This is a genomic window from Micromonospora sp. DT228 (genome assembly GCF_049841595.1).
Taxonomy (GTDB): Bacteria; Actinomycetota; Actinomycetes; order Mycobacteriales; family Micromonosporaceae; genus Micromonospora.
In genome coordinates, this window is record NZ_JBNCKO010000008.1 from 133,363 (window position 1) to 158,265 (window position 24,903).

Consider the following 24,903-nt stretch of genomic DNA (forward strand, 5'->3'; position numbering starts at 1 on the left):
CAGCTCAGCCGGCCTGCTCGGCGAGCTGGAGGAACTGCCGCTTGGCGGCGAGTGCCTGCTCGGCGTCCTTGATCCGACGCGCGTCGCCGGCGCTCTGGGCCCGGGCCAGCCGCTCCTCGGCCTCCACCACCTGCGCCCGCATCTGCGCGAGCAGCGGGTTGTCCTCCTTGGTGGTGCGGCGCCACGCCGAGTCCATCACGTCGCGGACCTTGTCGTCGATGACGCGCAGCCGGCGCTCCAGCCCGGCGGCTGCCTCGCGGGGCACCCGGCCGGCCTCGTGCCACTGTGCCTGGATCTCCCGCAGCTTGGCCTGGGCGCCCTTCGGGTCGGCGTCGATGTCCAGCGCCTCGGCCTCGGCGAGCAGGGCCTGCTTGCGCTCCAGGTTGCCGCGCTGCTCGTTGTCCCGGGCGGAGAAGACCTCGCTACGCCGGCTGAAGAAGGCGTCCTGCGCGCCCCGGAATCGTTCCCAGAGCTTCTGCTCGGCCTCCTTGGAAGCGCGCGGCGCGGCCTTCCACTGGGTCATCAGATCCTTGAGCTGGTTGGCGGTCGCGGCCCAGTCGGTGGATTCCGAGAGCTTCTCCGCCTCGGCGACCAGCTCCTCCTTGACCGTCTGCGCCTGCTTGCGCTGAGAGTCCAGGGAGGCGAAGTGGGCGCCCCGGCGTCGGGTGAAACCGTCCCGGGCCGCGGCGAAGCGCTTCCACAGCTCGCCGTCGGCCTTCTTGTCGACCCCACGGATGGTCTTCCACTCGTCGAGGATCTCCTTGAGCCGGTCCCCGGCGGTCTTCCAACCGGTGGACTCGGCGGCGAGCTTCTCGGCCTCTTCGACGAGCGCGGTCTTGCGGGCCAGGGCCTCGCCGCGAGCGGCGTCCCGGGCGGCGCGCGCCTCGCCGGCCTTCTCCTCGGCGAGGGTGGCCAGCTTGTCCAGGCGAGCGGCCAGGGCGTCGATGTCGCCGACCACGTTGGCCTCGGGCAGCGTGGCACGGATCCGCCGGATCGTGCTCAGCGAGTGCCCGGCGTCGGCCGCACCCGACTTGAGACGCGCTTCGGTCAGGTCCACCTCGGTCACCAGATCGGCGAAGCGGCGCGCGAAGTGTGCCAGGCCCTCCTCCGGTGCTCCCGCCTGCCAGGATCCGACAACCCGCTCGCCCTCGGTGGTCTTGACGTACACGGTGCCGTCCGCATCCACCCGTCCGAAGGCAGTCCAGTCGCTCATGTGCCCATCCTCGTTCTCCCGGCGTCGAGGGATCGATCCCCCGTCGCCGCCACGGCGCAGCCAAGTTGCTTCCGGCATTGTCACAGGTCCGACCCGGTCCGCGTCGAGCGCCTATCGCCGACCGTGACCATACGGTGTCCTAGGGGCCGAATGACCGGATCGGCGCGGAGACGCACCGACGATTCCCGCTACGGTAAATGGGTGCCACTGGTCGCCGCTGCTGTCTGCCCACATCCGCCCCTGCTCGTGCCCGAGGTGGCCGGCTCCGCGGCCCCGGAGTTGGACGGCCTGCGGGCGGCCTGTGACACGGCCGTACGCCGGTTGCTGGCCGTCGACCCGGACACCGTGGTGCTGCTCGGCACCGGCCCGGTGACCGGCCTGATCCGCACCCCGGCCACCGGCTCCCTCCAGCCGTGGGGAGTCGACCTGGACGTGCCGCTGGTCCCCGGCCAGCCCGACCGGGGCGCGGTGCTGCCGTTGAGCCTGACCGTCGGCGCGTGGTTGCTGGCCCGCCACGACGCGCGGGAGTCGGTGACCGCCGCGCAGGTGGCCGCCGACGCCGGCCCCGCCGAGGTGGCCGCGCTCGCGGACGAGGTCGGCGCGGCGGGGGACCGGGTGGCGCTGCTGGTGCTCGGGGACGGCTCGGCCTGCCGGGGCGAGAAGGCGCCCGGGTACGACGACGCGCGCGCCCTCCCGTACGACAGGCGGGTCGCCGCGGCGCTGGCCGAGGCGGACCTGGACGTGCTGCTCGACCTCGACCCGGTGTTGTCGGCGGAGCTGAAGGCCGCCGGCCGCGCGCCCTGGCAGGTGCTCGCCAGGGCGGCCGGCTCGGCCGGTGGCGGGTGGCGCGGCGAGCTGCTGCACGACGCGGCCCCCTACGGTGTCGCCTACTTCGTGGCCTCCTGGGAGCGGATGTGACAGGCGACGCGGGCGGCACTGTCGTCGCGGTGGTCGGCCCGACCGCGGCGGGCAAGTCGGCGTTGAGCATCGCGTTGGCGCACGCGCTCGACGGTGAGGTGGTCAACGCCGACTCGATGCAGCTCTATCGGGGCATGGACATCGGCACCGCCAAGCTGACCCCCGCCGAGCGGGACGGCGTGCCGCACCACCTGTTGGACATCTGGGAGGTCACCGAGGCGGCCAGCGTCGCGGAGTACCAGCGGCTGGCCCGTGCGGCGGTGGACGACATCCTGTCCCGGGGGCGGGTGCCGCTGCTGGTCGGTGGGTCCGGCCTGTACGTCCGGGCGGTGCTGGAGCGTTTCGAGTTCCCCGGCACCGACGCGGCGCTGCGCGAGCGGCTGGAACAGGAGTTGGCCGAGGTCGGCCCGGCCCCGTTGTACGCGCGGCTGCGGGCCTCCGACCCGGCGGCCGCCGAGGGCATCCTGCCCGGCAACGGTCGGCGGATCGTCCGGGCCCTGGAGGTGATCGAGCTCACCGGCGCGCCGTTCACGGCGTCGCTGCCGCAGCCCACGCCGTACTACCCGTCCGTGCAGCTCGGCGTCGACCTGGACACCGCGCTGCTGGACGAGCGGATCGCCCTGCGGGTCGACCGGATGTGGGCCGACGGCCTGGTGCCGGAGACCCGAGAGTTGGTCGGGCGGGGGCTGCCCGAGGGGCGGACGGCGAGTCGGGCGCTGGGCTACCAGCAGGTGCTGCGCCTGCTCGCCGGTGAGCTGACCGAGCCGCAGGCGCACGACGAGACGGTCCGGGCCACCCGGCGCTTCGTCCGCCGCCAGCGGTCCTGGTTCCGGCGTGACCCGCGGATCCACTGGCTGGACTCGACTGCACCGGACCTGATCGGGGCCGCGCTGCGTCTGGTGCCGGCCGAGACGCGATAATGAGGGCGTGGAGTTCACCAAGGGCCACGGCACCGGCAACGACTTCGTCCTCCTTCCCGACCCGGACGGTCAGCTCGACCTGACCCCGGAGCTGGTCGCGGCGCTCTGTGACAGGCGGCGCGGCATCGGCGCGGACGGCGTGCTGCGGGTGGTCCGGGCGGCCAAGCATCCGGACGGCGCCGGGCTGGCCGGCGAGGCCGAGTGGTTCATGGACTACTGGAACGCCGACGGGTCGTTCGCCGAGATGTGCGGCAACGGCGCGCGGGTCTTCGTGCGCTACCTGCTCGACACCGGCCTGGCCACGCCCGCCGGTGCGGCGCTGCCGGTGGCCACCCGGGCCGGCGTCGTGCGCGCGCTTGTCGAGGGCGACGCCGTGTCCGTCGAGATGCGCCGACCCCGGGTGTACGACAGCTCGGTCGCCACTCTGGGCGGGCTGACCCTGTCCGGCACCGCCGTGGACATCGGCAACCCACATCTGGTCTGCGTGCTGCCGCCCGGCGTGGAGCTGTCCGCGCTGGACCTGACCACCGCGCCGGGGTTCGACCCGGCGTTCTTCCCGAGCGGGGTGAACGTCGAGTTCATCGTCGCGGGCGACCCGGTCGACGACACCGACGGGCACACCCTGATGCGGGTGTACGAGCGCGGCAGCGCCGAGACCCTGTCCTGCGGCACGGGTGCCTGCGCGGTGGGCGCGGTGGCCCTGCGCGACCTCGGCCGGGACACCGGGGTGATCGCCGTGGACGTCCCCGGTGGCCGCCTGACGGTGACGGTCACCGCGAACTCCTGCTGGCTGTCCGGCCCCGCCGTCCTGGTGGCCACCGGCGACATCAGCCCGTCCGCGCTGGCGGTGTGAACAACCGGTCGAGGTGGTAGGTCAGGATCGCCAGCGCGCTCGCGCCGTCGCGCTGGCCGCCGAGCACGCTGGAGCCCAGCCCGTTGGTGAGCGCCAGTAGGCCGGCGGCGACCACGTCGCAATCGAGCTCCGGGTCGACGTCACCGTCCTGCTGCGCTTGGCGGAGTTGCCGGGCGAGCAGCCGTTGGAGCTTGTCGGGATAGGCGGTGCCGTGCCGTTCGGCGAGGTCTGGCTCGCTGAACACCAGCGCGTAGTAGCCGGTGTAGGCCCTGGTGAGTTGGTGGCCCTCGGGGTCCGTCGGCAGGACGGCGGAGAGGGTGCCGACGACGACGGTGCGTGGGGTGACCGGCCCGAGTGCCCGAATCCGTGCCTCGACGCGGGCGGCTAGCTGCTCGCCGAGATAGCCCAGCGCGGTCAGCAGAAGCTCGTCCTTGGTGTGGAAGTAGTACTGCACCAGCCGCAGCGACACCCCGGCCTCGGCGGCTACCTCCCGCATGCTCGCGGACTGCAGCCCTCGGCTGCTGGCGATCCGCAGCAGCGCGTCGCCGATCTGCCGACGCCGCTGTTCGTGGTCGACGCGCTTGGGCACCGTGGCACTCCGTCCTGTTCCGTCAGCGGCGTTAGTGATACGGTCGTACCATCAAAGCGCGCGGGACAGGAGACATCGTGACAGTCGCACTTATCAGCGCGTTCACCAGCGATCGCGCCCGCGTCCGTTTTCTTGACGCGTACGAGCGGACCCGACGTCGGGTGTGGCCCACCGACACGGTCGCCACCGACCTGCCGACCAGCTTCGGGCGCACCCGCGTCTACCGATGGGGGGCCGGAGCGGCAACGCCGTTCGTGCTGCTGCCCGGCGCAGGCGGCAACGCCCTGAGTTGGCACCCGCACGTGCGCCGACTCGGGCGGGACCGGCCGGTGATCGCCATCGACCCGGTTGGCGAACCGGGTTGCTCCGTGCAGTCACTGCCCCTCGACGGCGGTGCGGACTGGGCGGGCTGGCTGTCCGAGGTCCTCGACGGGATGGGCGTGGACCGGGCGTACCTGGTCGGCTCGTCGTTCGGCGGTTGGGTGGGGTGCAGTACGCCCGGCACTCACCCGGCCGGGTGGCTGGCCTGGTCCTGCTCGACCCGGCCGGCTTCGGCAAGGTCAACGGACGGTTCCTCGCCTGGGTGATGCTGAGCGGCCTCGGCGGCCTCGCCCCGGCCCCGGTACGCCGCGTCGCGGCCCGGCTGCTGCGCAACGCGACCCTGCGTGACGACGACCTGATGGGGCTGATCCGCGCCACCTTCGGCTTCCGCCGCCGGCACCCGGTCCCACCGGCGCTCACCGACGACGAGCTGTGCGACCTCACGGTGCCGGTCCTGGCGCTGCTCGGCGAGCGCAGCCAGCTGTACGACGCCCGGTCGGTGGCCGACCGGATCAGTCGCCTGATCCCGGGCGCCCGGTCGGAGGTCGTCCCCGGCGCGGGTCACGACCTGCCGCTGAGCCACCCGGACCTCGTCGCCGACCGAGCCGCCGACTTCGCGACCTCCACACCGCCGCACGCTTCCGCGCCGTGACCAAGAGGTTCGCGTCAGGAACGGCGCGGTTCCTGACGCGAACCTCTTGATCACCAAGGTCGGGTGTTACGGGGTGGCGCTGGCGTTCGCCGCGATCTCGGGGAGGTCGGCGGGGCCGGGGTCGGCCGCCGGCAGCGGGCTGGGATTGTGCGCGGCGGCGCGGACGGCGGCGGCGACCGCCGGGGCGACCCGGGAGTCGAAGACGCTCGGCACGATCACCGTCGGGTTGATCTTGTCTTCGCCCACCACGTCGGCGATGGCCCGGGCAGCCGCGATCGCCATCTCCTCGGTGAACTCCTCGGCGTGCGCGTCGAGCATCCCGCGGAAAACCCCGGGGAAGGCGAGCACGTTGTTGATCTGGTTCGGCTGGTCCGAGCGGCCGGTGGCGACCACGGCGGCGTGCTTGCGCGCCTCCCGCGGGTCGACCTCCGGGTCCGGGTTGGCGAGCGCGAAGACGATCGAGTCCTTGGCCATCTGGGCAATGTCGTCACCGGTGAGCAGATTCGGCGCGCTCACCCCGATGAACACGTCGGCACCCCGGATCGCTCCCGGCAGATCGCCCGAGTAGTTCTCCTTGTTGGTGTTGTCCGCCAGCCACTGCCACGCCGAGTTGAGCCCGGTCAGCCCACGGTGCAGGGCGCCCTGCCGGTCGTACGCGATGATGTCGCCGACGCCCTGGCGCAGCAGCAGCTTCATGATCGCGGTCCCGGCCGCGCCGGCGCCGGAGACGACCACCCGGACGTCCTCCAGCCGCTTGCCGACCACCCGCAGCGCGTTGGTCAGCGCGGCCAGCACGCAGATCGCGGTGCCGTGCTGGTCGTCGTGGAACACCGGGATGTCCAGCGCCTCGCGCAGCCGGGCCTCGATCTCGAAGCAGCGCGGCGCGGCGATGTCCTCCAGGTTGATCCCGCCGTACGCGGGCGCGATCGCCTTCACGATCTGCACGATCTCGTCGGTGTCCTGGGTGTCCAGCACCACCGGCCAGGCGTCCACCCCGCCGAAGCGCTTGAACAGGGCGGCCTTGCCCTCCATCACCGGCAGCGAGGCGGCCGGGCCCAGGTTGCCCAGGCCGAGCACCGCCGAGCCGTCGCTGACCACCGCGACGGTGTTGCGCTTGATGGTCAGTCGCCGGGCGTCCGCCGGGTTCTCGGCGATCGCCATGCAGACCCGGGCCACCCCCGGGGTGTACGCCCGGGACAGCTCGTCGCGGTTGCGCAGCGCGACCTTCGACGTCACCTCGATCTTGCCGCCCAGGTGCAGGAGGAACGTCCGGTCCGACACCTTCCGCACGTCCACGCCGTCCAGCGCGGTCAGCGCGTCGACCACCTGGTCGGCGTGGCCGGCGTCGGCGGTGTCGCAGGTCAGGTCGACGATCACGTTCGTCGGGTCGGAGTCCACCACGTCCAAAGCCGTGACGATCGCGCCGGCCTCGCCGACGGAGGTGGTGAGCCGGCCGATCGAGGACGCGTCCGCGGTCACGGCGATCCGGATGGTGATCGAAAATCCGGCGCTCGGCAGTCGGGTGATGGCCACGGGATCCCTCCGTCACGGCTGTGCGGCCGGTCGGCCGCCGCCCGCATTTCTACCGGGTTGTCGCGGCCGACCAGCATTCGCCCCCACTTTTGGCGACCCTGGGCACGGGCATATAGCAGGTGCGTTCGGCGTTGTGTCATGTCAGGATTACGTTCCACTTATCAAAACGGACAGGAGAACCGCTTGCGAGACCAGGAGAGCTTTGTCCCCGTCGAGGACGAGCTCGACGACGTCACCACCGGCGAGATGGATCTGTCGGAGCGACAGTCCCTCCGACGCGTCCCGGGCCTGTCAACCGAGCTCACCGACGTCACCGAGGTGGAATACCGCCAGCTGCGGCTGGAGCGGGTCGTCCTGGTGGGCGTCTGGACCGAGGGCACGGCGGCGGACGCGGAAAATTCGCTCGCCGAGCTTGCCGCGCTGGCCGAGACCGCCGGTTCGCAGGTGCTCGAAGGGCTCATCCAGCGCCGCAGCCGACCCGACCCGGCCACGTACATCGGCCGCGGCAAGGTCGACGACCTCAGCGCGGTGGTGCTGTCCAGCGGCGCCGACACGGTCATCTGTGACGGTGAGTTGTCCCCGTCGCAGTTGCGCAACCTGGAGCAGCGCACCAAGGTCAAGGTCGTCGACCGGACCGCGCTGATCCTCGACATCTTCGCCCAGCACGCCAAGAGCAAGGAAGGCAAGGCGCAGGTCGAGCTGGCCCAGCTCGAATACCTGCTGCCCCGGCTGCGCGGTTGGGGTGAGACGCTCTCCCGGCAGACAGGTGGTTCCGGCCGGGGCGGCGGCGCCGGCGGCGGTGTGGGTGTGCGTGGTCCCGGTGAGACAAAGCTGGAGACCGACCGGCGACGGATCCGGCACCGCATCTCCCGGCTGCGCCGCGAGATCAAGAGCATGCGCACGGTACGCGTCACCAAGCGCGCCCGACGCAGCCGCAACTCCGTCCCCGCCGTGGCCATCGCCGGCTACACGAACGCCGGCAAGTCCAGCCTGCTCAACAGGTTGACCGGTGCGGGCGTGCTGGTGGAGAACGCGCTGTTCGCGACACTCGACCCGACCACCCGCAAGGCGACTGCCGCGGACGGCCGGCTCTACACCCTGTCCGACACCGTCGGTTTCGTCCGTCACCTGCCGCACCAGATCGTCGAGGCGTTCCGGTCGACGCTGGAGGAGGTCGCGGAGGCGGATCTGGTGGTGCACGTCGTCGACGGCACCCACCCGGATCCGGAGGAGCAGGTCCGGGCGGTCCACGCGGTGCTCGCCGAGGTGAGCGCGGAGCGGCTTCCCGAGCTGCTGGTGGTCAACAAGACCGACGCGGCCGACGAGGACACGCTGCTGCGGCTCAAGCGGCTCTGGCCGGACGCGATCTTCGTCTCCGCGCACTCCGGGCGGGGCATCGAGGGGCTGCGCGCGGCGATCGAGGAGCGGCTGCCGCGACCGGCCGTGGAGGTCCGGGCCGTGCTGCCGTACGACCGCGGTGACCTGGTTGCCCGCGTGCATCGCACGGGCGAGGTGCTCAGCACGGCTCACCTGCCGGAGGGCACCCTGCTGCATGTCCGCGTCGCCGCGGACCTCGCCGCGGAGTTGGTGCCGTTCGACGTCGAGCGTCAGGGGCAGGCGGCCGGCAGCCGCTCTTGAGCGGCCACGGTGTTATCCGCCGGAAACGCGTGGCATGCGACACTGGCCGAATGCGCCGCGTTGTTTCCTCGGTCACGGTTGCCCTCGGCCTGCTTGGGGCAACCGTGGCGCTCGCCGGAGTCGCCGCGGCGGCTCCCGCCCCCGGGTCGTCCCAGCCGCCCGCCGTCACCGCCGGCCAGAAGCGGTGCACGATCAGCGACGAGCGCCTGCGGGAGCTGTCCGGTCTGGTCGCGACCAAGAGTGGCTACATCGTCATCAACGACAGCACCGACAACCCGGCACGTGAGCGGATCTTCTTCCTCGACACCAAGTGCAAGATCTCGAAGGAGCCGGTCCGGTACGCGGGGCAGGGCCCGGTCGACACCGAGGATCTCGCCCTCTCCAAGGACGGCGGCACCCTGTGGATCGCCGACACCGGTGACAACGCCGACGCGAAGGAGCGCCGTACGCGCGTCGCGCTCTGGTCGATGCCGGTCACCGGTGCGAGGCAACCGACGCAGCACCGGATCTCCTACCCGGAGGGCAAGCCGCACGACGCCGAGGCGCTGCTCATCGGCGACGACGGAAAACCGCTGATCATCACGAAGGTCACCAGCGGCAAGGCCGAGATCTACGCGCCGTCGGCGGCGCTGCGCAACGGCGACGCCGAGGCGGTGCCGATGCGCAAGGTCGGCGACATCACGCTGCCGAAGACGCAGACGGAGAATCCGCTCAACACGTTCGGCCGGATCGCCATCACCGGCGCGGCCCGGTCGCCGGACGGCTCCCGGGTGGTCCTGCGCACCTACGCGGACGCCTTCGAGTACGACGTGAGCGGTGGTGACATCGTCGGCGCGCTCACCGCCGGCAAGCCCCGGGTGACGGCGCTGGCGGACCCGTTCGGCGAGGCCATCAGTTACTCCACGGACGGCAAGACGTTCCTGACCGTGTCCGACGCGTTCCGGTTCAACGAGGACGAGCCCCTCGACATCCTCGGTTACACGCCATCCACCTCGACCACCGTGCCACTCGCGGCGTCGGCGGGCGGCGTCAAGCAGGGGGCCTCGACATCCTGGGCCGCCGGGCTGGACTTCGACGACATCACCTATCTGGTGGGCGCGGTCGGGGTGCTCGGTCTGCTGCTTGTCGGTGCCGGCATCGTCGGCATCGTCCGGGCCCGCCGGCGGCTGCCCGCCGCCGACGCGTCGAAGACGTCGGATCCGGACGACAGTGAGCCGTTCAACCCGCGCGCGGGCCGAGCGGTCGATGGTTCGTCAGCGGTCGGTGACCGTACGGGCGGCGTCTACGGTGGCGGCGCGCCGGCGGGCCCCTACAGCGGTGGCGCGGGTCGCGGTGGCCCGACTCCGGCGGGTGGTGCCGTGTACGGCGGTGGCCGACCGGCCGCGGCCGACGGTGGCTACGGTGCGGCACGGCCGGACGGCGGGGCCAGTGTGTACGGCGGCGGCCGTCCCCCCGCAGGTGGCGGCGGCCGCCCGCCAGCAGGTGGCGGTGGTCGCCCGCCGGCCACTGGTGGTCGCCCCTACGGTGGCGGTCGCCCTCCGGTGGGTGGTGACGGTCGTCCCCAGGGTGCTGGCGGGGGCGGTGGCCGCCCGCAGGGCGCCGGCGGCGTTCCACCGGGCGGACGCCCCGGCAGTGGTGTGTACGGCGGTGACGGTGGCCACACCGGCACCGGTCGCGCGGAGCCGCCCCGACGCGGTGGGCAGGAGCCCGACCCGCGGGGCCAGCGGCCCGGCCGTCGCCGTGACGACGACGGACCTGTCGACCCGTACGGGCAGTATCCCGGCGGCGGTCGCGGTCACCGGGGCGACCGTTACTGACCGGCCCTCATCCCGTCCCTGACCACCGACTCCGCCGCTGACCGCCGACGCGGGTGAGCGCCCGTGGGCACTCACCCGCCGGTAGGTCAGATGCGGCGCAACACCGCCACGACGCGCCCCATGATGGTGGCGTCGTCACCGGGGATCGGGTCGAAGGCCGGGTTCTGCGGCATCAGCCAGACGTGCCCGTCGCGCCGCCGGTAGGTCTTGACCGTCGCCTCGCCGTCGAGCATGGCGGCCACGATCTCGCCCGAGTCGGCGGTCGGCTGCTGCCGGACAACCACCCAGTCGCCGTCGCAGATCGCCGCGTCGAGCATCGAGTCGCCCTTGACCTGGAGCATGAAGACCTCACCCTCGCCCACCAACTCGCGGGGGAGCGGGAAGATGTCCTCCACGGCCTGCTCGGCGAGGATCGGCCCACCGGCGGCGATCCGACCGAGCATCGGCACGTACGCCGGGGTCGGTCGTTGGGCCCGGGACAGCTCGTCGTCGATGGCCTCGCTGGGGGCGCGGACGTCCACCGCGCGCGGCCGGTTGGGGTCGCGGCGCAGGAAGCCCTTCTTTTCCAGCTCCTTGAGCTGGTAGGCGACGCTTGACGGCGACACCAGGCCGACCGCCTCGCCGATCTCCCGGACGCTGGGCGGGTAGCCGTGCCGCTCCACCCAGTTGCGGATGAACTCCAGGATGCGACGCTGGCGGGCGGTCAGGTCGACAGTCGCGGGGTCGGGGAAGGCGCTGACGACCGGGGTGACCGGGCGTACGGCGGGCTGACCCGTCCGGCTGCGCGCGGCGCTGCGGCGTCGGGTGGCCGGGGGGCCCGCCTCGGTGATCTGCTGCGGGCTCTTCGGCCGGCTGGCCCGGTCCTCGGTCACGTCCGTCCTCCCTGGTCGGCGCTGGGTGCCTCGTCGGCTCGTGGTGCGTGCGGTGGTGCCACGTTGTTCATGACCGTATAGGTGAGATCGGTCATTTTCAAACATCTGTACGACCTCTCACCGGCGTGTCGGGGTGAAAAACCGCTCCCGTCGTACGGATGTTCTGATAAATGGTACGTCGGATAGCACTGGTGTTCGACGGTCGGCCGTTTTCCGGGCTACTCGGGACGGCCGGTCGGTAACCCGGGAGAGGTCTCGACGTTGGGGTTTTCGGACGTGCCGGCGGGTGTGGGTGACCGGATCGTGCGTGACGCGCCGGACACGCCGGTCAACTTGACCCGGCTTGCCCGGCGACATACGGTCAACCCCTAGATGTAGTAGTGACACGGGCGTAAGTTGCCCACAGGTTGGGTCCGACTACCGACCGCACTCCCGTAACGTCGATCACGGCGGGCGTCGTCCGAGGATGGCACCGTCGCGGTCAGTCGTGCCCGGAGTCGCTCGGTGCGGGTCACAGTCGATCATTGTGAAGGAGGTGGGCGATGCGGTGTCCGTACTGCCGACACGCTGACTCCCGGGTGGTCGACTCGCGGGAGGCCGACGACGGTCAGCTCATTCGACGGCGGCGGTCCTGCCCGGAGTGTGGCAAGCGGTTCACCACCGTCGAGGAGGCGGTCCTCGCGGTCGTCAAGCGCAGCGGGGTGACCGAGCCGTTCAGCCGGACGAAGATCATCGGCGGGGTGCGCAAGGCGTGCCAGGGCCGGCCGGTGGACGACGACTCCCTCGCGCTGCTCGCGCAGCGGGTGGAGGAGACCGTCCGGGCCAAGGGGGCCGCCGAGATCCCGAGTCACGAGGTGGGCCTGGCGATCCTGGGCCCGCTGCGCGACCTGGACGAGATCGCCTACCTGCGGTTCGCCAGCGTCTACCGCTCCTTCGACTCGCTCGCCGACTTCGAGCGCGAGATCGAGACGTTGCGGGGCGCGGCGCGCGCCCGGGGGCAGGGTCGGGCCGACGCGGTCGAGGCCGCCGGTCCGGCCAACTGAATCTGCACAGTTTTTCGAGAGATTGGGACGCGCGGTGGGTGACCGCGCAGACGAGGGGGGCGACGGCGTGACAACTAGCCGTTCACGGAGCAAGGCAGGCGCGGGGCTGAAGATCGAGCGGGTGTGGACGACCGAGGGGGTCCACCCGTACGACGACGTCGCGTGGGAGCGCCGCGACGTCGTGATGACGAACTGGCGGGACGGCTCGATCAACTTCGAGCAGCGTGGGGTCGAGTTCCCGCAGTCGTGGAGCGTCAACGCGGCCAACATCGTCACCACCAAGTACTTCCGGGGCGCGGTGGGGACCCCGGAGCGGGAGTGGTCGCTCAAGCAGTTGATCGACCGGGTGGTCACCACCTACCGCACCGCCGGTGAGGAGTACGGCTACTTCGCCAGCCCGGCGGACGCCGAGATCTTCGCCCACGAGCTGACCTGGATGCTGCTGCACCAGGTGTTCAGCTTCAACTCGCCGGTCTGGTTCAACGTCGGCACGCCGTCGCCGCAGCAGGTCAGCGCCTGCTTCATCCTGGCCGTCGACGACTCGATGGACTCGATCCTCGACTGGTACAAGGAGGAGGGGCTGATCTTCAAGGGCGGCTCCGGCTCCGGGGTCAACCTGTCGCGGATCCGCTCGTCCCGGGAGCTGCTCTCCTCCGGCGGCACCGCCTCCGGCCCGGTCAGCTTCATGCGCGGCGCGGACGCCTCGGCCGGCACCATCAAGTCCGGCGGCGCGACCCGCCGGGCGGCCAAGATGGTCATCATCGACGTGGACCACCCGGACATCGAGGAGTTCGTGGTCACCAAGGCGCGCGAGGAGCACAAGATCCGTGCGCTGCGCGACGCCGGGTTCGACATGGACCTCGGCGGCTCCGACATCGTCAGCGTGCAGTACCAGAACGCCAACAACTCGGTCCGCGTCTCCGACGAGTTCATGTCAGCGGTCGAGAACGAAAAGGGCTTCGACCTGCGTGGCCGGCTGGACGGCTCGGTGATCGACACCGTCGACGCCAAGAAGCTGTTCCGCACCATCTCCCAGGCCGCCTGGGAGTGCGCCGACCCGGGCCTGCAGTACGACGACACGATCAACGACTGGCACACCTGCCCGGAGACCGGGCGGATCACCGCGTCGAACCCGTGCTCGGAATACCTGCACCTGGACAACTCCTCGTGCAACCTGGCCTCGCTCAACCTGATGAAGTTCCTCCGCGCCGACGGTGGCTTCGAGGTGGAGAAGTTCGTCAAGTCCGTCGAGTTCGTCATCACCGCGATGGACATCTCGATCTGCTTCGCGGACTTCCCGACCGACAAGATCGGTGAGACCTCCCGCGCCTACCGGCAGCTCGGCATCGGGTACGCCAACCTGGGCGCCCTGCTGATGGCCACCGGCCTGCCGTACGACTCGGAGCAGGGCCGCTCGGTCGCCGCGTCGATCACGTCCCTGATGACCGGCACCGCGTACCGCCGCTCGGCCGAGCTGGCCGGCGTGGTCGGCCCGTACGACGGCTATGCCCGCAACGCCGAGCCGCACAAGCGGGTCATGCGCAAGCACGCCGCGGCCAACGACGAGATCAAGCCGACCAGCCCGGTGGCCACCGCCATCGTCCGCGAGGCGACCAGGCAGTGGACCCAGGGCAACAAGATCGGTGACAAGTTCGGTTGGCGCAACGCGCAGGCCAGCGTCCTCGCCCCGACCGGCACGATCGGCTTCATGATGGACTGCGACACGACAGGTGTGGAGCCGGACCTGGCGCTCGTCAAGTTCAAGAAGCTGGTCGGCGGCGGTTCGATGCAGATCGTCAACCAGACGGTGCCGCGCGCGCTGCGCAGCCTCGGCTACCCCGAGGAGCAGGTCGAGGCGATCATCGAGCACATCGCCGACCACGGCCACGTGGTGGACGCCCCGGGCCTCAAGCCGGAGCACTACCCGGTCTTCGACTGCGCCATGGGCGAGCGGACGATCGCTCCGATGGGTCACGTGCGGATGATGGCGGCCATCCAGCCGTTCGTGTCCGGCGCCATCTCCAAGACGGTGAACATGCCGGAGGCGGCCACCGTCGAGGACGTCGAGAAGATCTACTTCGAGGGCTGGAAGCTCGGCCTCAAGGCGCTCGCGATCTACCGGGACAACTGCAAGGTCGGTCAGCCGCTCTCGGTGGCCAAGTCCAACAAGGCCACCGAGCCGGCCGCCGTCGAGGCCGCGCCGGTCGCCGTGGAGAAGGTCATCGAGTACCGGCCGGTGCGTAAGCGCCTGCCGAAGAAGCGCCCGTCCGAGACGGTCAGCTTCTCCGTCGGTGGCGCCGAGGGCTACCTCACCGCGTCGTCCTACCCGGACGACGGCCTCGGCGAGGTCTTCCTCAAGATGTCCAAGCAGGGCTCGACCCTGGCCGGCGTGATGGACGCCTTCTCGGTGGCCATCAGCATCGGCCTGCAGTACGGCGTGCCGCTGGAGACGTTCGTCAGCAAGTTCACGAACATGCGCTTCGAGCCGGCCGGCATGACCGACGACCCGGACGTGCGGATGGCCGCCTCGGTGATGGACTACATCTTCCGTCGCCTGGCGCTGGACTTCCTGCCCTACGAGCGCCGCGCCGAGCTGGGCATCTTCACCGCGTCCGAGCGGGCCGCCCAGCTGCGGGCCGAGGCCGACGCGGAAGCCGCAGGGGTCACCGGCGCGGAGCTCACCGCGATGGCGTCCTCGGCACCGGTGGCGACCCCGGCCAAGCCGGAGGCCGTCGCGCAGCCGGCCCAGGAGATGGCCGACGTGGCCGCCGCCAAGCCGGCTCCGAGCGTGGGTTCCAGCACCGAGTTGCTGGAGGCCGTGATCGGCAAGGCCGCCGACGCACCGCTCTGCTTCACCTGCGGTACGAAGATGCGCCCCGCCGGTAGCTGCTACGTCTGCGAGGGCTGCGGCTCCACAAGCGGCTGCAGCTGACGTACGCGAGATCCGCGAGCGCGGCAGGGGCCACCTGCCGCGCTCGCGGTGTCTCTTTGATCGACTCGCTTTCCAGGAAACCGGTGCATCAACCTCACCCGGACACCCCGACGTCACGAAACCCGAGTCGATCGTGCTGCCGACGGAGATTCAAGACCAGCCCAGCAGCGCGTGGCAAATGCCTTGCCTCGCACGGTAAAGCTGATCATCATGTCGTCATGAACGAGAGAATCGAACCTGCCGCCATCCGGTGAAGCGCTCCGAAACCGGCGTGCTGGGTGCCGGCCCCTTCCGGGAGATCGGCCAGCCGCGCGTCACCGCCAACTCTCCCAACGGTGATCTGATCGCGGTCGGTGGTGATCTCGGCCCGCCGCAATGGCACGGCCGTGCCATTGCGGGTGGCTCCCGGTCGTATCCGTTGGCGGTCTACGGGACTGACGACCTCGCCTGCGTCCACCAGATCTCCACTCGCTGGCCGGCCCACAGCATCGCCTTTCATCCCACCTTGCCCCTGGTGGTGATCGGCACAGGCTCCTACGACGGCGGGTGGTCCTACAACGGCAAATTGCTCCTGCTGGACCTGACGACAGGTATCGCCGTCTCGTTGCTGGGCCATCCCCGCGAGGTGCGGCGGATCGCATGGCGACGCCCGCAGACGCTCGACCTCGTGCTGGCAATCCCGTGCGACGCCGATGAGCAACGCTTCGGTACGACCTCCCTGGCGTGCTCGATCAGCCGCGACGACTGGGACCGAGCCGTCGTGGGCATGCTGCGAATGCCCTACGGCGAGAAACCGGTCCCGTACGAACCGTCGAGCGATACGACTGTGGCAGTCGCCACCGTCGCGCGACTCTGCCGCCAGCGCGGCCAGGCGTGGGCAGCCCGACGGGGCGTGTGGGCGGTCGAGGCGCTCAGGGATGGCCGCATCCTCACCGCGCTGGAGGGTGTCGGTCTGGAATGCTGGTCGGGGACATCTGGGGAGTTGCTCTGGCAGGTACCGACCGGTGGCACGGGTTATCAGATCCGGGTGCTGCCGGGCGATCGGACAGCCCTGGTGTTGACCCAGGTGCCGCGCCGGTACGAGGGCGGCCGGTGGACTCTGGACCCGAGCGTCGTGCTGGAGATCGATCTGGACGACGGCACGGTCCGCAAGACCCACGAATCGTCCAGTCCCGCAGTCGTGGTGGGCAGGACCGATGGCTCGTGGGCGCTTCGCGACACCGACCATGACGGGTGTAGCAAGACAGCCGGAGAGGTCACCTTCGGGCCGCCTGCTGCCGCTGCGGCCACCATCCGACTCGGTCCGTACGACCTCTTCAATCATTTCTTCGACATCAGGTACGCACCGGAGCTGCTGTTTCTGCGAGGCCGCGGGGATGAGCCCTGGCGCGACAAATGGGTGGTCGCCGTCGACGTGCCGGGCGGGCAGATCCGGCGGCTCTTTCCGCTGGAATGGGACACGTCGCGAGGCGGCCACCTGTTCGGTGGCGTCGGTGCGTACTGCGACGACCGGGCCGGGCCGTCGCTCGTGCACACGGGCGCGGTGCACAACGGCGGGGGCAGACTGCCGGGGAGCGCCTTCGTGGTCCGCCGTCGGTATCCGACGGGTGAGCTGCAATGGATCTTCACCGCCGACGGGGAGGCCGCCGCGCTGGACGCCGACGATACTTTCGTCCACGTCGTGTTCAGCTCGGGGGAGCTGGTCGTCCTGAAGACCGAGGACGGCAATGTCCACGCGCGACAGGAACTACGGATCGCCGGCCACCCTGTCGTACCGCTCTCGCTGACGCGGGTAGCTGTCGGCCGCCTGGCGATCGGCACCCTCGACGGCCAGGTGCTTGTCGTTCCCGTCCCGGCGGCCGCAGGTTGAGCGAACAGCAGGTGACCGGCCGGTCACCTGCTGTTGCCCATGATCAGGTGATGAAAAATAGGTCAGAGACGGCCCTGGGACCTACTTTTCATCACCTGATCATGGAGAGTGTGCGCTCGGCGGCGCGCACGGCGTTGTGGAACAGCATCGCGACGGTGGTCGGACCGACCCCGCCGACCCGGGGCGTGATGGCGCCGGCGACCTCGGCGCACGCTTCGTCCACGTCCGGCAGGAGGCGTCGCCCGTCGTAGCGGACGCCGGCCCCGATGACGACAGCGCCCGGCTTGACGTGCTCGGGCCGCACGATCCCGGGTACGCCGGCGGCGGCGACGAGGATGTCGGCGCGGCGGGTGTAGCGGGCCCAGTCGGGCACGCCCGTGTGCACGACGGTGACGGCGGCGTTGGCGGTGGGGCGCTTCTGGGCGAGCAGCATCGCCAGGGGCCGGCCGAGGGTGGCGCCCCGGCCGAGGATGACGACCTCGCGACCGGCGACGGGGATCTCGTAGTACGCCAGGAGGGCTTCGATGCCGGCGGGGGTGCACGGCAGCGGGCCGGGCAGTCCGACGGCGAGGCGCCCCATGTTCAGCGGGTGCATGCCGTCGACGTCCTTGTCCGGGTCGATTGTCTGTAGCGCCGCGTCGTAGTCCAGATGGCCCGGAACGGGGTACTGCACGAGCAGTCCGTGCACGGCCGGATCGGTGTTGAACCGGGCGATGGCCTGGTGCAGCTCGGCCTGGGTGGCGGTGGCGGGCAGGTGCACGTGCGGGGAGTCGAACCCGAGTTCGGCGGCCTGACGCTGCTTGATGGAGATGTAGCCGGCGCTGGCGTCGTCGTCGCCGACGAGAATTGTGGCGAGGCTCGGTGTGATCCCGCGGCTGCGCAGGCCTGTGGCAGCGGCGGCGGTCTCGGCCAGGACGGCTTCGGCGACGGGGGCACCCGGCAGGAGCCGGGCCGTCCCCGACGGGGTGTGGTGCTCCGCGGATCCACGTGTCGTGGTCATGATGTTCCTCCACGCAGGCGCCCAGGCGGTCGACGCCCGCGAGAGGCTCCCCGATGGTTCGACCATCCCGTGCCGCCAGTCGCCGGTGCCCTCGATAATGCCGCATCACCAGGGCATCTGCCCAACCGGACCAGCAGCTGCGCCGCAGGGCGGGAGGGCACGCGGTGCCGCGTCGGCGGCGCGCGGGGCCGATCAGTCGGCCGGAGCGTTCGGTAACACAAGCGGCCCGTCTGACGAAGTAGAGGTGTGAAGGCTACGAGAGAGGACAGCCTGTGAATGAGCCCGGCGAAGCGGGGGGCGACATCTCCGGCATCGGGGCCGATCCGGTGGCCTTCGAGGTCTTCTACCGGCGGCACCTGGAGGCGGTGGGCCGGTTCGTGGCGCGGCGGGTCGACGACCCGCACCTCGCCGCCGACCTGACCGCCGACGTGTTCCTCGCGGTGATCGAGTCGGCGGGCGGCTACCGGCCGGACCGGGGTAGCCAGGTCGGCTGGCTGTACGGGGTGGCCCGCAACGTCATCGGCGACGAGCGGCGTCGGGCGGCCCAACGGCTGCGGGTGACCGGTCGACTGGCCGGACGACGAGACCTGGGCCCCGATGACATCGCGCGCATCGAGGAGCGGATCGACGCCGAGTCGGCGGCCCGCCACACCTATCGGGCGCTGAGCGAGCTGCCCGAGGGCACCCGAACGCTTGTCGAACTCGTCGCCGTCGACGGCCTCACCGTCGCGGAGGCGGCCACCGTGGTCGGGATGTCCCCGGTCGCTGCCCGGGTCCGCCTGCACCGAGCCCGTCGCGTCGTCCAGGCCGTGCTCGCCCGCCCGGCCACCACCCTCGCCTGATGAGACGGAGCTGACATCATGAACAAGATCGAACAGTCGACCGAGGGTTTCGAGGAGCAGCTCCTCAGAGATCTGACCGCCCACGTCGCCCGGCGGGCCGAGGTGGCTTCGGCGACCCGTGCCGCCGGACTCCGTACCCGGTTCCCGCGCGGTTGGCGCCTGGCTGGAGCATTCGGACTGACCGTCGTCCTCACCGCCGGCGCGCTGGCGGCCCAGACGATGGGGGTGGGCGACAAGCCGCCACCCACGGCAACCGCGTCGGAGATCTTCCGGATGGCGGCCGACGCCGCCCGGCAGCAGCCCGAGCTCACCGCCCGACCCGACCAGTACGTCTTCACGGAAGCCCTGGTGACGGTACGGGACCAGCCGGCCAGCGGCCCGTACCGGACGCATCGGAGCCAACTGTGGCAGTCGGCCGGCGGTATCGCGTACTCGCAGGGACGCTATCGACCGGAGACCGATCCGAACGGGTGGACCCAGCTGACGGTGCTCCGCCTCGACGATCCCGGGGATCCTGACAAGGAGCTCGACGCCTTCCAGGAGCCCGCGTACCACGGCGACCTGCCCACCGATCCGGACGAGTTGCTTCGATACCTCCGGGAGCACCCGGTCGACCTGCATCTCTCTGAAGGCGCCGACGAGGAGGCCGTCTACGGGGACGAGAGCATGGCGTACACCACCGCGTGGTCGATGCTCACCGGTTACGTGCCACCCCGAGCGCTGGCGGCGCTGTTCGACCTGTTGGCACGGGAGCCCGGGGCGGTCGTCATCTCGGGCGACGTGGTGGACGCCGCCGGTCGACACGGGGTGGCGATTCGGATGCCCGGCGTGATCGGTGGTAACAGCGACGTCCTCTTCGACCGGGACACCCACGCCTTCCTGGGCCATCGGATGTCGGTGATACGCGACGGCAAGGAGTCGGTGCACCTGGCTTCCGCGCTACTCCGCATCGCCGTCGTCGACCGGCCCGGCCAGCTGCCCTGAGCGGTGCCGGGCGCGTCGCCGATCAGGATGTCCCGCCAGCCGGCATCGGGGTGGCTGGCGGGACTGTCGGTGCCGTCGCGGCCCGCCGCCAGGACTGAGCTGTCGACTGGTCGTGGTAGCGGGTGAACCCACAACCCCAGGCGATGGCGTCGTCGAGCGGAGATCCTCCGGGACGAGGCTGACGAGGCCCACCGCTGACAAGCAACCGCGAACCGACCGCGTACGACGTGAAGGTCTCCGCCGTGCGGTCGCGCGTGCCCGTCACCGGCGGATCCATGTCCACCGTGACGCGCGACGCGGTGCCACCGGAGAACCACTCGCCGACGGTGAAGGTGACTCCCACGAGGTCCAGCCTGTCGACGCCCGGACGGTTGGTGCGGGCCGGTCCGATGGTGGCCACGACACCGTCGAACGCGAACGCCCGATTGGCGAGCGTCTCCGGGGTGAACACCTCCACACAGCTCGCCGCGCCACTGGCCGGCAGTGGCCCGGACCGGTCCCGCGTCGGATCGTCCCCGTCGGTCGCCGGGGAGCCGGACAGAGCCGCCAGGCGCCGCCCGTCGGCAGAGTCGTTTTCGCCAGGCGATCCCGTACCGACGAGGTCCAAAGCGACGACGCCGCCGCCGAGCGCGAGGGCAGTCGCCGCAGCAGCACCGAAGAGCCCGAGGTGCCGCCTCCGGCGCTGTGTCGATCCGGCCGCGCGAAGCAGATGGTCCACCGGCGCGGGCCCGACGGGTCCACGGTCCGTGAGCCGTTCGGGCAGTCGGCCGGCTTCCTCGTCGTTCATCCGTGACTCCCTACGCAGGTCGGACAGCCGGATTCGGCCGCCCTCCTTGGACGGGCTGCCGGCCGCTGTGGATCCACCACAGTCAGCCCGGCCCACCACGGGTCGCGTTGCCGGTGCGGGCGGTGCGTCGGCACACGGGAACGGGGGCTGACCTTCCGAGGAATGGGCTGCGACGATGAGGGCATGACGACCGCTGAGGCGTACGCCGAGTTCGGCAGCCGCGAGGCGCGTGGGGTGTCCCCCACGTACGAGCGTCTGGCGCAGGCCGTCGCCCGCGACGACGCCCTACTCGCCCTGCTCGACGGGCTCCCGCCGGCCAAGCGACAGCCGAATCTGCTGTTCGGCGTCGTGCGCTGGCTCGGCGGCCCGGTCGACGACCCGGCCACCTTCCACGACTACGCGGTGACGCACTGGCCGGCCATCGAGGCGCAGCTGCGGGTCCGGGCCACCCAGACCAACGAGAGCGGCCGGTGCGCGGTCCTGCTGCCGCTGCTCGCCGCGCTGCCGCAGCCCCTCGCCCTGGTGGAGGTCGGCGCGTCGGCCGGGCTCTGCCTCTACCCCGACCGGTACGCGTACCGCTACGGCGATCAGCAGGTGGGCTCGGGTGAGCCGGTCCTGGCGTGTGCCGCCGACGGGTTGGTGCCGCCGGTCGGCGTACCCCGGGTGGTGTGGCGGGCTGGCCTGGACCTCAACCCGCTCGACGTGACCGACCCCGGCGACGTGTCCTGGTTGGACGCCCTGATCTGGCCGGAGCACGCGCACCGGCGGGCCCGGTTGCGGGCCGCGGCGGCGGTCGCCGCGGCCGACCCTCCACTGCTGGTCCGCGGCGATCTGGTGGACGACCTGCCGGCGCTGGCCGCCCGCGCGCCGGCCGACGCGACGCTCGTGGTCTTCCACACCTCGGTGCTCTACCAGGTGCCGGCGCCGCGCCGGGACGCGTTCGTCCGGCTGGTCCGGGAGCTGCCGGGGCACTGGATCGCGAACGAGGCGCCGGAGGTGCTGCCGTACGACGGGTTGCCCGACCCGCCGAGCGACGCGCTGCACAACGTCCTCGCGCTCGACGGGAAACCGCTGGCCTGGGCCAGGGGCCACGGCCAGGCGATGACCTGGTTCGGCTGAAGCCGCCCAGCCGGCCCGGCCGGCTCAACGGGCCTGCTCGGGCATCCGGGCGCGCAGGGCCCGGATGAACCAGTCCACCGCCGGCACGGTCGCGTCGCCTGTCGACCAGCCGTTGAGCACCGCCACCAGGTCGAGGTAGCGGTCCCGGCGGGGATCGTTTGCCAGCACCAGCCGGTCGAGCAACCGCTGACGCAGGTCGGCGTCGTCGGAGTGACCGGGCAGGCTCGCGTACCGGCTGGTGGTTGCCGCGACCACCGGATCGGCGGCCGGGCTGGTCGGGTCGAGGCCGGCCGCGAGGGCGGGGGCCGCCCCGTCCCGGACCACCGCGACGGCGTCCGGGCGGGGTAACCCGGGCACGTCGTGGTCGGCGGCGTGCTGCCGCGCCATCCGCCGCATACTCGCCCGGAAGGTGGGCTCCCGGCACAACTCGGCCAGCTCCAACCACGCCTGCACCTGCTCGGTGCTCGGGTCGTCGGGCAGCTCCGGTGTCATCGAGACGATCGCACCCGGGTACGCGGGCTGGTCGCCGTGGCCGGCGAAGACGCTGGCCAGGAAGTCCCCCACCAGGTGTCCCCGCTCGCGACCGGTGAGCTGGGCCAACCGGTGCAGCTCGTCCACCTCGGCCGGGTCCGACCCGCGCCTCGCCGCGACGGTGAGCACCGCCTGGCGCAGGCGCAGCACCCGGATCTGCACCGCCAACGCCTCGGCGTGGGCGGCGGCCACCTCGTGCAGAGGCACCTCGTGGTCCACCACCCGGCGGATGGTGGCGAGGCCCACGCCCAGGTCGCGCAGCGTCCGGACCAGCTCCAACCGGGCAGCCGCCTCGCCGTCGAAGAGGCGATAGCCGGTCGGGCTCCGGTCCGTCGGCGGCACGATCCCGCTGTCGGCGTAGTACCGGACGGTCTTGACGCTCAGGCCGGCGCGCCGGGCCAGCTCGCCGATCGTGTACCGCTCCGCAGCACTCATGCCCCCACCCTGCTGTCTCCCCCCGGTGGAGACTCAAGCGACTAACGTCAGCGAGCCCGCTCGTGGCGGAGCAGGACCACACCGTTGCCGAAGACGCGGCTCTCCGCCAGCCGCAGGCCGGTCGGGGCGTCGGCGTCGGGGAAGAGTCGGCGACCCCGAGCATCGTCGGACCCTACGACGAAACCGGCGGTGTGTCCCGCCTTCGTCGCAGCGGAGAGCAGACCACGAACAGGCACGCCGCCCAGGTGCCCAGCACGCTCGACCGGGGAATCTGACGACGGCCTAGACTGCTGCGGGTGACCCGGAAGGACTGCTGCTGGTGACCGGGGAACGACGACCCCTGGCGGATCGGCCGCTCACCGAGCCGCATCCGTCCCGGCTGTCGCCCGCGCACCCCGACCGGGCCCGGATCCTCGCCACGCACGCCGCCGCGCTGACCGCCGGGGAGGCCGGCTATCTCGACCCGGCGACGGGGTTGTTCGTGCTCAGCGCCGGGTTCCTGGCCCGGCGCGGCACCTGCTGCGGGCGCGGCTGCCGGCACTGCCCGTACGTGGATGATCCACAGTCCGGATAGGCGCGGGCAGGCAGGCGCGACGAGGGCTTCCGCCGGACACCCACACCCCGTACGGTGGCCGACGGACATCCGGCGGGCGCCTTCCGCCGTCGGTCGGCGGAAGGGTGGAGCGTGCGCGGGCGGATCGTGGTCGGAGGGCTGGCGGGGCTGCTGGTGAGCGGCTGCGCCGCCGAGGCCGAGCCGGCGGCGGTGCTGCCGCCGCCGGTGCCGATCGCCGTGGACGTGGTGGCGGCCTCCTCGGGCGGCGCCTGCCGGTTGTTGGACTTCGCGCTGATCGAGCAGTTGGTGAAGGCGCGCTTCGACGTGGCGGCGGCCAGCGAGCAGGGCGACACGCACACCTGTGTGGTGCGGGCCGGGGGCGCGGCGCTGCCGGAGTTGACGCTCACTGTGTCCGAGACCACGATCGACAAGGTGACCTTCGGTGCGGACGTGGTGCCGGACAAGGCGGCGAAGGTCACCGGGCTGGGCCAGCAGGCGTACCGGCGGACCACCGCCGCGGCGGGCGGGCACGGGCCGGTCGCCGAGGTGGGCTGGCTGGCCGCCGACGGGCGGCTGGCCACGTTGAGCTGGACCGGCGCGCGTGGCAGCGAACGCTCGGCGGCGGAGAAGGTGACAGGTGACCTGGCCGCCCTGGCCAAGAAGGTGGACACCCGGGCGCTGTGACGCCCGGGTGGCCGGTTGGTCAGTTGGCGGCGACGAAGACCCGGGAGGCGACCTCGCGGGGCAGCCGCACCCGGTCGCCCGACCTGTCGATCGACACCCCGTCGCGTTCCTGTGCCACGGTCACCGTGGCACCCGGGTCGACACCGGCGGCGTGCAGTTGACGCAGCACGTCGGCGTCCTTCTGCACGCTCTCGCAGATCCGGCGCACGACGACAGTCCCGGAGAGGCCGGGGAAGGCCAGGTTGCGCTCGCTCTCGACGGCCTCGGTGGCCTCCGCCACCGGCGAGCCCAGCTCCTGTAGCCCCGGGATCGGGTTGCCGTACGGGGAGCGGGTCGGCCGGTTGAGCAGGTCGTACACCCGCTTCTCCACCGCGTCGCTCATCACGTGCTCCCAGCGGCAGGCCTCCTCGTGGGCCTCCTCATAGGGCATCCCGATGACGTTTACCAGCAGCAGCTCGGCGAGGCGGTGCTTGCGCATCACGGACACGGCGCTGCCGCGGCCCTGCACGGTGAGCGTCAGGTGCCGGTCGCCCTCGACGGTGAGAAGGCCGTCGCGTTCCATCCGGGCGACGGTCTGGCTCACGGTGGGGCCGCTCTGCTGCAGCCGTTCGGCGATCCGTGCACGCAGCGGCGGCACCCCCTCCTCTTCCAGCTCGAGGATGGTGCGCAGGTACATTTCGGTCGTATCGACCAGGTCGTGAGACTTCATAACGTCAGCGGCCCTCCGGTGCTAGATGCTACCTCGGGTGGCGGGCCCACGGCCCCCGCCGAACCGCGTGCCGTCGACGTGAATGGTG

The 24,903-nt window shown here is 71.5% G+C and carries 25 protein-coding genes and 1 riboswitch; of the genes, 15 read left to right on the forward strand and 10 right to left on the reverse strand.

The genetic code is table 11. The annotated features are described in order from the left end of the window. Nucleotides 1-4: 4 nt before the first annotated feature. Nucleotides 5-1,213 carry a DUF349 domain-containing protein gene (locus ACLQ29_RS18005; RefSeq protein WP_393374875.1) on the reverse strand — a complete coding sequence of 403 codons (1,209 nt, stop codon included), beginning with the start codon at nt 1,211-1,213 and terminating at the stop codon, nt 5-7. A 150-nt stretch (nt 1,214-1,363) separates the two neighbouring features. On the opposite strand from ACLQ29_RS18005, the gene ACLQ29_RS18010 reads away from it, so the two are divergent. From ACLQ29_RS18010 to dapF, 3 genes are read left to right on the forward strand one after another with little or no spacing between them, the layout of a single operon-like run. Beyond that, nucleotides 1,364-2,131, forward strand: a complete 768-nt coding sequence (locus ACLQ29_RS18010) for a hypothetical protein (RefSeq protein ID WP_425772672.1) — start codon at nt 1,364-1,366, stop codon at nt 2,129-2,131. After that, the gene (miaA, locus tag ACLQ29_RS18015; RefSeq protein ID WP_425772861.1) at nt 2,116-3,051 is read left to right on the forward strand and encodes a tRNA (adenosine(37)-N6)-dimethylallyltransferase MiaA; all 936 of its coding nucleotides are present in this window, start codon (nt 2,116-2,118) and stop codon (nt 3,049-3,051) included. Before ACLQ29_RS18010 ends, miaA begins: the two co-directional genes overlap by 16 nt. 7 nt (nt 3,052-3,058) lie before the next feature. Further along, nucleotides 3,059-3,904 carry a diaminopimelate epimerase gene (gene dapF, locus ACLQ29_RS18020; protein ID WP_425772673.1) on the forward strand — a complete coding sequence of 282 codons (846 nt, stop codon included), beginning with the start codon at nt 3,059-3,061 and terminating at the stop codon, nt 3,902-3,904. Here dapF and ACLQ29_RS18025 read toward each other — a convergent pair. After that, complete coding sequence (locus ACLQ29_RS18025) at nt 3,879-4,493, reverse strand: TetR/AcrR family transcriptional regulator (protein WP_425772674.1); 615 nt, start codon at nt 4,491-4,493, stop codon at nt 3,879-3,881. The genes dapF and ACLQ29_RS18025 overlap by 26 nt on opposite strands. A 77-nt stretch (nt 4,494-4,570) precedes the next feature. On the opposite strand from ACLQ29_RS18025, the gene ACLQ29_RS18030 reads away from it, so the two are divergent. Beyond that, nucleotides 4,571-5,080, forward strand: coding sequence for an alpha/beta fold hydrolase (locus ACLQ29_RS18030; RefSeq protein WP_425772675.1), 510 nt, complete (start codon nt 4,571-4,573; stop codon nt 5,078-5,080). Next, nucleotides 5,011-5,466 (forward strand): alpha/beta fold hydrolase, encoded by a 456-nt coding sequence (locus ACLQ29_RS18035; RefSeq protein WP_425772676.1) that lies wholly within the window; start codon nt 5,011-5,013, stop codon nt 5,464-5,466. Before ACLQ29_RS18030 ends, ACLQ29_RS18035 begins: the two co-directional genes overlap by 70 nt. Nucleotides 5,467-5,532: 66 nt before the next feature. Here the strand turns inward: ACLQ29_RS18035 and ACLQ29_RS18040 are convergent, their stop codons facing one another. Continuing rightward, complete coding sequence (locus ACLQ29_RS18040) at nt 5,533-6,999, reverse strand: NAD-dependent malic enzyme (protein WP_393374882.1); 1,467 nt, start codon at nt 6,997-6,999, stop codon at nt 5,533-5,535. Between the two features lie 183 nt (nt 7,000-7,182). On the opposite strand from ACLQ29_RS18040, the gene hflX reads away from it, so the two are divergent. Next, nucleotides 7,183-8,637, forward strand: a complete 1,455-nt coding sequence (hflX, locus tag ACLQ29_RS18045) for a GTPase HflX (protein ID WP_425772677.1) — start codon at nt 7,183-7,185, stop codon at nt 8,635-8,637. 50 nt (nt 8,638-8,687) lie between these two features. Further along, nucleotides 8,688-10,454, forward strand: a complete 1,767-nt coding sequence (locus ACLQ29_RS18050; RefSeq protein WP_425772678.1) for a hypothetical protein — start codon at nt 8,688-8,690, stop codon at nt 10,452-10,454. Between the two features lie 86 nt (nt 10,455-10,540). Here the strand turns inward: ACLQ29_RS18050 and lexA are convergent, their stop codons facing one another. Further along, nucleotides 10,541-11,326 (reverse strand): transcriptional repressor LexA, encoded by a 786-nt coding sequence (gene lexA / locus ACLQ29_RS18055; protein WP_030489395.1) that lies wholly within the window; start codon nt 11,324-11,326, stop codon nt 10,541-10,543. A gap of 542 nt (nt 11,327-11,868) precedes the next feature. Here lexA and nrdR point away from each other — a divergent pair. Next, a complete protein-coding gene (gene nrdR / locus ACLQ29_RS18060) occupies nt 11,869-12,369 on the forward strand; it encodes a transcriptional regulator NrdR (protein ID WP_393374889.1) in 501 nt (166 codons plus the stop codon). 34 nt (nt 12,370-12,403) lie between these two features. Beyond that, entirely contained in the window at nt 12,404-15,301 is a 2,898-nt protein-coding gene (locus ACLQ29_RS18065) for a vitamin B12-dependent ribonucleotide reductase (RefSeq protein ID WP_425772679.1), read from the forward strand. 208 nt (nt 15,302-15,509) lie between these two features. Here ACLQ29_RS18065 and ACLQ29_RS18070 read toward each other — a convergent pair whose 3' ends face one another. Continuing rightward, entirely contained in the window at nt 15,510-15,758 is a 249-nt protein-coding gene (locus ACLQ29_RS18070; protein ID WP_425772680.1) for a hypothetical protein, read from the reverse strand. Nucleotides 15,759-15,815: 57 nt separating this feature from the next. On the opposite strand from ACLQ29_RS18070, the gene ACLQ29_RS18075 reads away from it, so the two are divergent. Beyond that, nucleotides 15,816-17,171: a hypothetical protein gene (locus ACLQ29_RS18075; RefSeq protein ID WP_425772681.1), complete on the forward strand. Its 1,356-nt coding sequence runs from the start codon at nt 15,816-15,818 to the stop codon at nt 17,169-17,171. Nucleotides 17,172-17,262: 91 nt separating this feature from the next. On the opposite strand, the gene ACLQ29_RS18080 is transcribed toward ACLQ29_RS18075, so the two are convergent. Further along, complete coding sequence (locus ACLQ29_RS18080) at nt 17,263-18,171, reverse strand: bifunctional 5,10-methylenetetrahydrofolate dehydrogenase/5,10-methenyltetrahydrofolate cyclohydrolase (RefSeq protein WP_425772682.1); 909 nt, start codon at nt 18,169-18,171, stop codon at nt 17,263-17,265. 12 nt (nt 18,172-18,183) lie between these two features. Continuing rightward, a riboswitch (ZMP/ZTP riboswitch) is annotated at nt 18,184-18,264 on the reverse strand. A 179-nt stretch (nt 18,265-18,443) separates the two neighbouring features. On the opposite strand from ACLQ29_RS18080, the gene ACLQ29_RS18085 reads away from it, so the two are divergent. Then, the gene (locus ACLQ29_RS18085) at nt 18,444-19,013 is read left to right on the forward strand and encodes an RNA polymerase sigma factor (protein ID WP_425772683.1); all 570 of its coding nucleotides are present in this window, start codon (nt 18,444-18,446) and stop codon (nt 19,011-19,013) included. 18 nt (nt 19,014-19,031) lie between these two features. Beyond that, nucleotides 19,032-19,997: a CU044_5270 family protein gene (locus ACLQ29_RS18090; RefSeq protein ID WP_425772684.1), complete on the forward strand. Its 966-nt coding sequence runs from the start codon at nt 19,032-19,034 to the stop codon at nt 19,995-19,997. Nucleotides 19,998-20,019: 22 nt separating this feature from the next. Here ACLQ29_RS18090 and ACLQ29_RS18095 read toward each other — a convergent pair whose 3' ends face one another. Further along, nucleotides 20,020-20,784 carry a hypothetical protein gene (locus ACLQ29_RS18095; protein ID WP_425772685.1) on the reverse strand — a complete coding sequence of 255 codons (765 nt, stop codon included), beginning with the start codon at nt 20,782-20,784 and terminating at the stop codon, nt 20,020-20,022. 183 nt (nt 20,785-20,967) lie between these two features. Here ACLQ29_RS18095 and ACLQ29_RS18100 point away from each other — a divergent pair, with 183 nt between their 5' ends. Further along, complete coding sequence (locus tag ACLQ29_RS18100; protein ID WP_425772686.1) at nt 20,968-21,903, forward strand: DUF2332 family protein; 936 nt, start codon at nt 20,968-20,970, stop codon at nt 21,901-21,903. Between the two features lie 24 nt (nt 21,904-21,927). On the opposite strand, the gene ACLQ29_RS18105 is transcribed toward ACLQ29_RS18100, so the two are convergent. Both ACLQ29_RS18105 and ACLQ29_RS18110 read right to left on the reverse strand, forming a co-directional pair. After that, the gene (locus tag ACLQ29_RS18105) at nt 21,928-22,869 is read right to left on the reverse strand and encodes a MerR family transcriptional regulator (RefSeq protein ID WP_425772687.1); all 942 of its coding nucleotides are present in this window, start codon (nt 22,867-22,869) and stop codon (nt 21,928-21,930) included. Between the two features lie 47 nt (nt 22,870-22,916). Further along, on the reverse strand, nt 22,917-23,105 hold the full coding sequence (locus ACLQ29_RS18110; protein ID WP_425772688.1) for a hypothetical protein: 189 nt from the start codon (nt 23,103-23,105) through the stop codon (nt 22,917-22,919). A gap of 83 nt (nt 23,106-23,188) precedes the next feature. Here ACLQ29_RS18110 and ACLQ29_RS18115 point away from each other — a divergent pair, with 83 nt between their 5' ends. Together ACLQ29_RS18115 and ACLQ29_RS18120 are read left to right on the forward strand one after the other, a co-directional pair. Then, the gene (locus tag ACLQ29_RS18115; protein WP_425772689.1) at nt 23,189-23,443 is read left to right on the forward strand and encodes a DUF5522 domain-containing protein; all 255 of its coding nucleotides are present in this window, start codon (nt 23,189-23,191) and stop codon (nt 23,441-23,443) included. A 111-nt stretch (nt 23,444-23,554) separates the two neighbouring features. Continuing rightward, nucleotides 23,555-24,106, forward strand: a complete 552-nt coding sequence (locus ACLQ29_RS18120; RefSeq protein ID WP_425772690.1) for a hypothetical protein — start codon at nt 23,555-23,557, stop codon at nt 24,104-24,106. Nucleotides 24,107-24,125: 19 nt separating this feature from the next. On the opposite strand, the gene ACLQ29_RS18125 is transcribed toward ACLQ29_RS18120, so the two are convergent. Continuing rightward, entirely contained in the window at nt 24,126-24,815 is a 690-nt protein-coding gene (locus tag ACLQ29_RS18125; protein WP_425772691.1) for a metal-dependent transcriptional regulator, read from the reverse strand. Between the last annotated feature and the right edge of the window lie 88 nt (nt 24,816-24,903).

Excerpts from the sequence above, each read along its gene's own strand:
- ACLQ29_RS18100 (WP_425772686.1), top strand. The coding sequence starts at position 20,968 with ATGACGACCGCTGAGGCGTACGCCGAGTTCGGCAGCCGCGAGGCGCGT.
- nrdR (WP_393374889.1), top strand. The coding sequence starts at position 11,869 with ATGCGGTGTCCGTACTGCCGACACGCTGACTCCCGGGTGGTCGACTCG.
- ACLQ29_RS18125 (WP_425772691.1), bottom strand. The coding sequence starts at position 24,815 with ATGAAGTCTCACGACCTGGTCGATACGACCGAAATGTACCTGCGCACC.
- ACLQ29_RS18105 (WP_425772687.1), bottom strand. The coding sequence starts at position 22,869 with ATGAGTGCTGCGGAGCGGTACACGATCGGCGAGCTGGCCCGGCGCGCC.
- ACLQ29_RS18080 (WP_425772682.1), bottom strand. The coding sequence starts at position 18,171 with ATGACCACGACACGTGGATCCGCGGAGCACCACACCCCGTCGGGGACG.
- ACLQ29_RS18005 (WP_393374875.1), bottom strand. The coding sequence starts at position 1,213 with ATGAGCGACTGGACTGCCTTCGGACGGGTGGATGCGGACGGCACCGTG.
- ACLQ29_RS18090 (WP_425772684.1), top strand. The coding sequence starts at position 19,032 with ATGAACAAGATCGAACAGTCGACCGAGGGTTTCGAGGAGCAGCTCCTC.
- ACLQ29_RS18095 (WP_425772685.1), bottom strand. The coding sequence starts at position 20,784 with ATGAACGACGAGGAAGCCGGCCGACTGCCCGAACGGCTCACGGACCGT.
- ACLQ29_RS18010 (WP_425772672.1), top strand. The coding sequence starts at position 1,364 with ATGACCGGATCGGCGCGGAGACGCACCGACGATTCCCGCTACGGTAAA.
- ACLQ29_RS18050 (WP_425772678.1), top strand. The coding sequence starts at position 8,688 with ATGCGCCGCGTTGTTTCCTCGGTCACGGTTGCCCTCGGCCTGCTTGGG.